General features: G+C 54.2%; 9 protein-coding genes and 1 tRNA gene. 2 read left to right on the top strand and 8 right to left on the bottom strand.

Translation table 11 applies throughout. From position 1 onward, the window contains the following. The coding region (locus AC1HCM_RS07840) for a type II secretion system F family protein (RefSeq protein ID WP_479461213.1) at window positions 1-161 on the top strand (161 nt) is incomplete at its 5' end. Window positions 162-176: 15 nt separating this feature from the next. Then, window positions 177-791, top strand: coding sequence for a uracil phosphoribosyltransferase (upp, locus tag AC1HCM_RS07835; RefSeq protein WP_479461212.1), 615 nt, complete (start codon window positions 177-179; stop codon window positions 789-791). On the opposite strand, the gene AC1HCM_RS07830 is transcribed toward upp, so the two are convergent. The 8 genes from AC1HCM_RS07830 to fdnG form a co-directional block, all read right to left on the bottom strand. Then, entirely contained in the window at window positions 788-1,501 is a 714-nt protein-coding gene (locus AC1HCM_RS07830) for a hypothetical protein (protein ID WP_479461211.1), read from the bottom strand. The two genes, upp and AC1HCM_RS07830, sit on opposite strands and share 4 nt — an antisense overlap. Window positions 1,502-1,507: 6 nt before the next feature. Then, window positions 1,508-2,617 (bottom strand): cysteine desulfurase family protein, encoded by a 1,110-nt coding sequence (locus AC1HCM_RS07825; protein WP_479461210.1) that lies wholly within the window; start codon window positions 2,615-2,617, stop codon window positions 1,508-1,510. Window positions 2,618-2,624: 7 nt separating this feature from the next. Then, window positions 2,625-2,723: transfer RNA gene (locus AC1HCM_RS07820), tRNA-Sec, on the bottom strand. Next, a complete protein-coding gene (locus AC1HCM_RS07815; protein WP_479461209.1) occupies window positions 2,723-3,250 on the bottom strand; it encodes a biotin/lipoyl attachment domain-containing protein in 528 nt (175 codons plus the stop codon). The genes AC1HCM_RS07820 and AC1HCM_RS07815 overlap by 1 nt, the downstream gene beginning before the upstream one ends. A 1-nt stretch (window position 3,251) precedes the next feature. Continuing rightward, complete coding sequence (locus tag AC1HCM_RS07810; protein WP_479461208.1) at window positions 3,252-4,088, bottom strand: formate dehydrogenase accessory protein FdhE; 837 nt, start codon at window positions 4,086-4,088, stop codon at window positions 3,252-3,254. Beyond that, window positions 4,085-4,720, bottom strand: coding sequence for a formate dehydrogenase subunit gamma (locus tag AC1HCM_RS07805; protein ID WP_479461207.1), 636 nt, complete (start codon window positions 4,718-4,720; stop codon window positions 4,085-4,087). Before AC1HCM_RS07805 ends, AC1HCM_RS07810 begins: the two co-directional genes overlap by 4 nt. Window positions 4,721-4,722: 2 nt before the next feature. Beyond that, window positions 4,723-5,637, bottom strand: coding sequence for a formate dehydrogenase subunit beta (gene fdxH / locus AC1HCM_RS07800; protein ID WP_479461206.1), 915 nt, complete (start codon window positions 5,635-5,637; stop codon window positions 4,723-4,725). A 12-nt stretch (window positions 5,638-5,649) separates the two neighbouring features. Further along, window positions 5,650-8,147: formate dehydrogenase-N subunit alpha (fdnG, locus tag AC1HCM_RS07795; RefSeq protein WP_479461205.1), on the bottom strand; the 2,498-nt coding region annotated here is incomplete at its 5' end.

The raw sequence follows: 8,147 nt of genomic DNA, 5'->3' as shown, positions 1-8,147 counted from the left end.
TCGTCGCTGACCTTTACCGAAGGGAGGCTCTCAGGGTAATAAACCTCTGGGTCAGGCTCATTGAGCCCCTCTCCATCCTGATAATAGGAGCCATAGTGGGACTGATAGTCATGAGCGTCCTTCTCCCTCTTACGGAGATAAGCTCTGCGATAAAAAGGTAGTAAAATTTAACTGCCTTGGTTAGGGAGATAAAGCACCCTATACTGCTTCACAAGCTCAACAGGATAAGAGAGCTCTCCACGCCTCGGGAGACAATCTTTGAGCTCCTTAGGGATATAGCGAGCTTTATGGTCTACGAGGCACTGTCCGAACTCAGTCTCGTTGAGAGGGAGGTGGATATCTGGATCGGGAGGAGGAGGTTTGGCTTCGTTGAGGAGAAGGCTGTCGTCTTCGTTCCCATACTGAGAGCGGGAATTCCTATGCTTGAAGGTGCCCAGAGGGTCATCCCCAACGCGTCCACGGGCTTCCTTGCCCTAAAGAGGGATGAGGAGACTTTGGAATCTCACCTCTACTACTCACGCCTGCCAGACCTCTTGGGTAGGAAGGTCCTCATCCTTGATCCCATGCTCGCAACTGGAGGCACCCTTACGAAGGCTCTGGGGGAGGTTGTAAAGGGTGGTCCTGAGCAGACCATTAGCGTTCATATAGTCTGTGCGCCCGAGGGTATCCAGAGGGTTGAGAGGGAGTTTCCGAACCACAGGCTCTACACCGTCAGCATAGATGAGGGACTGAACGACAGGGGCTACATAGTCCCAGGTCTCGGGGATATGGGAGACAGGCTCTTCTCTTAGAAGGAGAACAGAATTTTCCAGGACAGGGTTTCCCTGACGGACTCGGGCTGCAGGACGAATAGGTTTCCATAGGGCTTGGGCTGAGAGCGCCTGAACTTTACGTAGGAGTAGATTAGCTCCGTTCCAAAGCTCCCTTTCCTTAACCCGATCCCGAGCTCGTAGGCAGGTCCCTTCCGGGGTCTTAGCTGGGGTATGCCCTCAATGTTCGCCTGCATGTAGGCGTCCCTGAGGAAGAGCCTGTACCTTCCCATCGCATAGACTCTTAGCTGGGAATGGAAGAGCTCTATACCGATATCAACGGTGTCAAAGAACCAAGTTTCCGAGTAACCTATAGCCCTTTCCGTTGACTTTATATCCCTGACCCAGAGCTCCGGGTGGTAAAGGAGCTCTCCTGCGAGCTTCACTGTTCCCCCGGTTTCCCTGCGAAGACCAGCCCAGAGGGACACACCCCTGTACTCGGTGTCGCTCTTAACGGGCTCTCCAGCCTGGGTCTGACCGTCATAGACGAGTGTTCCGCCGTAAACCTCAGCCCCTCCTTTGAACACACCCCTTGTGAACCTTATCCCTCCGCTGAGGAGAAAGCCTCTCTCCTGAAGGAGCCTCTGACCCGATTCGTACTCCTCCCACTTCATGAACTTGGGAGCTACGTATATCTCAAGGGGAAAGGAGAGGCTTGAGGTTAGGAGTGTAAAGAGGATAAGCCTTTTCATCCTTATTCATTCTAACAGTCTTGCTATCTTCTCCACAGCCTCCTCAACCTCCTCCTCAGAGTTCATGAGCCCGAAGGAGAACCTGACCATGCGGAGAGCCTCCTCCTGGGAGAAGCCCATCTTTAGGAGGTGGGTATTGGGCATGACCTCTCCCGAGCTACAGGCTGAGCCAGAGGAACAGAGGACTCCCATATCGGATAGCCTTCTCACGAACTCCCAGCCGTTGCCCTTGGGAAAGATGACCGCCGATATAAAGGGGCTCCTGCGAACGTGCCTACCCACGAACCTGACCCCCTCAACCTTCTCCTCTAAGAGGCTCTCAAACCTGTCTCTAAGCCTCCTTATCCTCTCTACGTTTCCCTCAAAGTCCTCGTATATAAGCTCAAGAGCCTTAGCCATTCCCAGGATTCCCTGAAGGTTCTCCGTCCCGCTCCTGAGACCTCTCTCCTGACCTCCTCCCACCAGCAAGGGCTTGAGATACAAGCCCTCCTTCAGAAAAAGGAAGCCGGTCCCCTTGGGTGCGTGGAACTTGTGTCCCGAAAAGGTTGCGTAACCGACGCCCTCCAGCTTAAAGTCCACCTTACCTATCGCCTGGACTGCGTCCGTGTGGAAGGGGATGCCCCTTTCTCGGCAGAGCCTCGCTATCTCTCCCACAGGCTGGACCGTCCCGAACTCGTTGCTCACACTCATCACCGATACGAGGAGCGTATCACCGTCTATGAGCTCCTCAAGGTGCTCAAGGTCAACAACACCGCTCTTTTCTACAAGAGCCTCCCTGACCTCAATACCTTCCCTTTTGAGCTCCTGGGCTGCCATACTCACAGACTTGTGCTCTATAGAGCTTATAACTACATTTCCCTTCCTCTTTATGGCTGCACTCCTCAGGACCGTGTTGTTTCCTTCCGTAGCACAGGAGTTAAAGACTATCTCCGTCGGCTTAACACTTAGCAGACTCGCTATGTTTTCCCTGGCGAGCTCCAGCAGCTCCCGCGCCTCCTCTCCGGCTATATGGGGGCTTGAGGGGTTTCCGTAAACCTCAAGAACCTTACAGAGGAACTCCTTGACCTGAGGGAGCAGTGGCGTTGTAGCTGCGTTGTCCAGGTATATCCTCTTCATCCTTTCTTGGCGGGAGAGGGAGGGAATCGAACCCTCCGGAGACCTCCTGCGAGACCTCCCGCGGGATTTGAAGTCCCGGGGCGGCACCAGCCTACCAACCTCTCCCTACTCCTCCACTTTACTGCAGTCTATATCCTCTCTGATTATAACTTCTCTCACAACCTCCGCTATCTCCTCCGCCCTCCTTAGCTCCTTAAGCTCTTTTGGGTTCGTCGCCCTTATCTTCGCTATCCAGTAAGTGTAGGGTTTTCTGTTGACAAGCTCAGGCTCCTTGAGAATCGCCTCGTTTATATCAACGACCTCCCCCGAGAGGGGTGTGGGGAAGGTAGCTATCCTCTTCCCTGCCTCAACGGTTGCGAGATTGTCGTCAAAGGAGAGCTTGGTCCCGACGGGTTTTACCCTTATTGAGTACAGAGGATAGCTCAGCGCCGCGAGTAGCGAAGCCATACCCACAGAGTAAACACCGTTGCCCTCCTCCTTAACCCACTGGAATAGCATCCTGTGGGGCTCAACCCTGTAAAGCCTGTCGCCTTTAAGGCTACATCCGAGAACCTTTATATCCTTTCCCATGGAGACCTTTCCAAAAAGAAAGGGAAGCAGGAAGAGGGAGGCGAGCAGGTCCCTCCTGCGCATCTCACAGACCCAGAAGGTTTCTCTCTACCTTTAGGTATCCCTGCTCTCCAGCCCAGAGGTCAAGGGCTACGGTTGCCACATCATCAACATCTGGGACCGCGAGCCCGTCCTTCCTCATATCAATTAGCTTTATGTAGTGACCGCAGAGGTTGCAGACCTGAAGCTCAACGTGCTTTACCTCCTCCGAGGTGTAGTAGCTCAGCTTGTCATCTTCGTTGTTTCCACAGACCGCGCACTTCGTCCTCTCGTAGAGCCAATCGGTGAGGCAGAGGCTACACCTGAGGAACCTCGCTCCTTCCCACTCCGAAGTATCCATGAGGAAGGAAACGGAGGGCTTGGAACCGCACACGGGACACACCTTTTTCAGCCAGCGCTCGTGGTTGAACTCAATCCTGTCGGCGAAGGCGTGGAGTATCGGCTGTAGCCACGAAAGGAATATGAGCCTCTCAACCTCACCTACTTCTTCTCCTTCTAAGAACTGAGAAAGCCTTCCTTTTATCTCCTCTTCGCTCAACCGGGCAAGCCCCTCAGCCCCAGTCCTTATCTCCTCAGTCCCTGTGTCCGATAGGACCTTAAGGAGCCTTCTTAGGAAAGGAACGTAACCTCCCCAATCAATTTTCGTTAGATTGATGGCTGGCTTTCCCTTCTCCAGCCTTGACAGGGCTGAGCTGATGTCAAAGGGGAGGTCCTTTTCCTGAAGCTCCTCTATGACCTGCCTCTGAAACTCCAGGACTCCTTTAAGGAAGGAGAGGAGCTCCCCAGCCTCGGGGAACCTCTCCCTGAGCATCTCCGCCCTCTGGAGTGCAAACTCCCTCTCCTTCTGTTTGAATATGTTCATTCTCCCTTTACCTCCCTGTACCATTTCGGGTGGTGGAACTTAGCCCAGGTTGCGGAGACCTTGCCTCCGATCATACCCCATATTGAGCCCGGGAGTCCTACGGTTCCCATGTAGATGTGGATTATGGTGAAGGCTCCCGCTATTATGAAGCTGAGCTCGTGGATCACCACAGACCACCTTACCAGTCCTATGCCGAAGTTCTCGGGGAACCACATGACTATTCCCGTCAGGAAGAAGACTATGGCACTTATGAAGACTATCCAGGCGTAGAGCTTCTGTCCTCCGTTGTACTTACCTGCCGGAGGCAGGTCCTCATGCCTTCCCGATATGTAGGACTTTATCTTCATGAGAAAGAGGATGTCCTCACCGGTTATCACCATGTCCCTTGCCCACTTGAGTATCATCAGAACAGCTCCTATGGAGAAGACCACGCCGGCCCACGGGTGGAGCCAGCGGGCAAACTCACCACCACCGAGAACGGTCAGTAGCCAGTGGAACTTCGGGTAGGCTATGCCGATGCCCGAGAGCATGCAGTAGAGGAACGCAAGGGCTGTGGTCCAGTGGAGGATCCTGTCCAGTGCCGAAAACCTCTCTATCTGCTCTTCGTAAACCTTCGTGCTCTCAACTGCCATGATTAACCCTCCTCTTCCTTCTTCTCTTCTTTGCCTCCGAGGACCTTTATCGGTCCCCACAGGACGAGCTGGAGGAAAGCCCCCAGAAGGGCACCCCAAAGGGCTATACTGCCGAGGGTCTTGAGAGGTCCCTTCCACAGTCCTATGCTCGCCTCAATCTTGGGCTCCTCCGGCAGGTTGTAGTCCTTAACGTGGTCTCCGTGGGGCAGGACGTACATGTAGCCTGTTCCCCCTACACCCTCAGGGTCGTAGAGGGTTGCGTTCTTGTAGCCCCTCTCTTTGAGCTGGGCGACTATCTTCTTGCCCTTCTCAATCATATCCTCTTTTAGTCCGAAGGTGAGACAGTTCGTGGGGCAGGTCTTTACGCAGGCGGGCTCAAGTCCGGCGGACACCCTGTCTATGCAGAAGTTGCACTTCCAGGGCTTGTTGTTGGCGTCGTATCTGGGCACGTCAAAGGGGCACCCCACAAGGCACATCTTGCACCCAATGCACTTGGAGTGGTCAAAGTCAACCACCCCGTTCTGATACTGAACAACAGCACCCGGAGAGGGGCAGGCTATCAGACATCCGGGCTCTGAGCAATGCATACACTGGTACTTGGTTATGAACCAGGTAAAGCCCCTTTCCGTCTCCCCTTCGTTGAACCTCATGAGCATGAAGAGGTCTGGTCTGAGGTCTGGGTGGGATTGGTAGCCCGCTATCTTCCTCTGAACAACCTCTTCGGGAGTCATTATCGGAGGTGTCAGGTCGTGCCACTGCTGGCAGGCTGCCTCACAGGCTTTACAGCCTATACATGAGGATATATCAACGAGGATGGCGAGCTGGGGGTACTCCTTTATTGAGGTATCGGGCTCTTTGGAGGCTGAGAGCCTCCTGATGCCCAATCCAACCGTTCCACCTGTTGTCAGTACGCTCATCTTTCCACCTCCCTAAGCTCTCACCTTCTCAACGTTGGCAAGGAAGCCCTTAAACTCGGGGGTCCTTGAGTTAGGGTCCCAAACGTTGGGCGTTATGAAGTTTGCTATGGCTCCCTTTACCAGTCCCTCAAAGCCCCAGTGGATAGGTATTCCGACAGTGTAAACCGTCTTTCCGGCAACCTTCAGTGGCTTTATCCTCTTCGTAACTAGGGCGACAGCCTCTATGGACGCCCTTGCGGTCTCAACCTTCACCATGTCGCCGTTCTCTATGCCCTTCTCCTTTGCGAGCTCCTCGGGTATCTCTACAAACATTACGGGAGCGAGGTGAGAGGTCCCGTAGATGTGCTTGGTCCAGAAGTGGTAGTGCTCCGTAAGCCTGTAGGTGGTAGCAACGTAGGGGAACTTGTCGGGTGTTCCCAGAAGGTCTATGTCAGCCTTGTAGACCTTAGCAACGGGGTTGTGGGGGACCTGAGGGTGAAGGACGTTCTGGACTGGGGACTCGTAGGGCTCGTAGTGCTCCGGTAGGGGTCCGTCCTTGAAGGTTGCGTAGCTTCTCGCTGCAAACAGCCTCCCCCTTCCCTCCGGAAGCATTATGAAGGCACCTATACCCTTCTCGGGCGGTGCGGTTGCCGCTGTGTCAGGAGTGTCTCCAACCCATCTCCCTTGCTCGGGGTCCCATCTGAGGAGCGGTCTTTCGGGGTCCCAGGGTCTTCCCTTAGCATCGCAGGAAGCTCTGTTGTAGAGAACCCTCCTGTTGGCGGGCCAGTTCCAGGCGTAGTTGGGATAAGTTCCCAGACCAAGGGGGTCGTGAAGGTCCGTCCTCTTGGCGAGGTTGCCCTCCGGCGGGAATACGCCCGAGTAGAGCCAGCCACCGCAGGCGGTTGAGCCATCATCTCTGAGGGCTGTGAAGAGCTTTACCCTCTCCCCCTTCTTGTGTCCATCCACATCTCTCGTGTAGTACCCGTTTATCTCGGTCAGTATCTCCTCAGCGGTCGGGTAGTAGGGGTTCTTGTAGGTCCAGACGAGGTTCAGTATCGGGTCTGGGAAAGCACCTCCCTCCTTCTCGTAAAGCTCCTTTATCTTCATGAAGAACCTTCCGAATATCCAGTACTCGTCCTTTGCCTCACCCGGAGGGTCATTTGCCTTGTACTTCCACTTTATCCATCTTGCGCTGTTGGTCATGGAGCCTTCCTTCTCAAGGAAGGTCGCCGAGGGAAGTACGAGCACCTCCGTCTTTATGTCTGAAGGATTGACCCCCTCCGCTTTCCAGAACTGAGCTGTCTCTATCATGAAGGGGTCAATCACTACCATCCACTTGAGGTTCTTAAGTGCCCTGACAGTCTTCTTGGCGTTGGGAGTGTTGTTGACAAAGTTCAGGGCAACGGTGACAACGCCCTCTATCTTGCCCTTGTACATATCATCAATGAACTTGTCCCAGGAGTTGTACCCCCCTTCGGGCTTGTAAAGGTAGTCGTAGGCAAAGTCGTTTTCAGGCGTTGCCGCATCACCCCACATACACTTGAGGAAGCTTATGAAGAACTTGGGATAGTTAGCCCAGTAGTTCATGCTCGTGGGGTGTAGCTTTCGGGGGGTTCTGTTCTTGAGATGCTGGGCGAGGGTCTGCTCCTGGGGTTTGGGGGGCTTTATGTATGTGGGAAGGTTCTTGTTCTGTCCGGCGAGGTCTGTCATGCCCTGAACGTTTGAGTGCCCCCTGAGGGCGTTTATACCTCCTCCCGGAACCCCTATGTTCCCGAGAAGGAGCTGGAGCATGCAGGCTGTCCTTATCAGCTGTGTCCCGTAGGAATGGTGAGTCCACCCGAGGGCGTAGAGTATTGTCATGTTCTTGTGGGGCGTGCCGCACTTGGCAACCTCCTCCGCTATCTGGAGGAACTTCTCCTTTGGTATTCCCGTTATCTGCTCAACCACCTCAGGTGTGTAGCGGGAGTAGTGTTTTTTCAGTATGTTCAGAACACACCTTGGATGTTTCAGGCTCGGGTCCATCTTCGGATACCCGTCTGGACCGAACTCGTAGTCCCAGGTGGAGTTGTCGTAACTCTTGGTCTTTGGGTCGTAGCCGGTAAAGAGCCCGTCCTTGAAGCCGAAGTCCTCCCTAACTATGAAGGGTGCGGTGGTGTGTATCCTAACGTACTCCTTCTGATACTTCTCGTTCTGGAGGATGTAGTTTATCAGTCCTCCCAAGAGGGCTATGTCGGAGCCCGGTCTTATCTGGGCGAATATGTCCGCTACCGCAGCGGTTCTGTTGAACCTCGGGTCTATGCATATTATCTTTGCTCCTCTCTTCTCCCTTGCCTTAACAGCCCACTTGAACCCACAGGGGTGGTTCTCCGCCGGGTTTCCACCCATAACGAAGACGAGGTCGGAGTTGGATATGTCCACCCAGTTGTTGGTCATAGCTCCTCTGCCGAAGGTTGGGGCCAAACTGGCCACCGTAGGTGCGTGTCATATAGTCGCCTGTGTCTCTCGCGCCGATAGTCCGAGGGCTATACCGA

The sequence above is a fragment of the Hydrogenivirga sp. genome (genome assembly GCF_056450045.1).
This window is presented reverse-complemented; position numbering and strand designations above follow the sequence as displayed.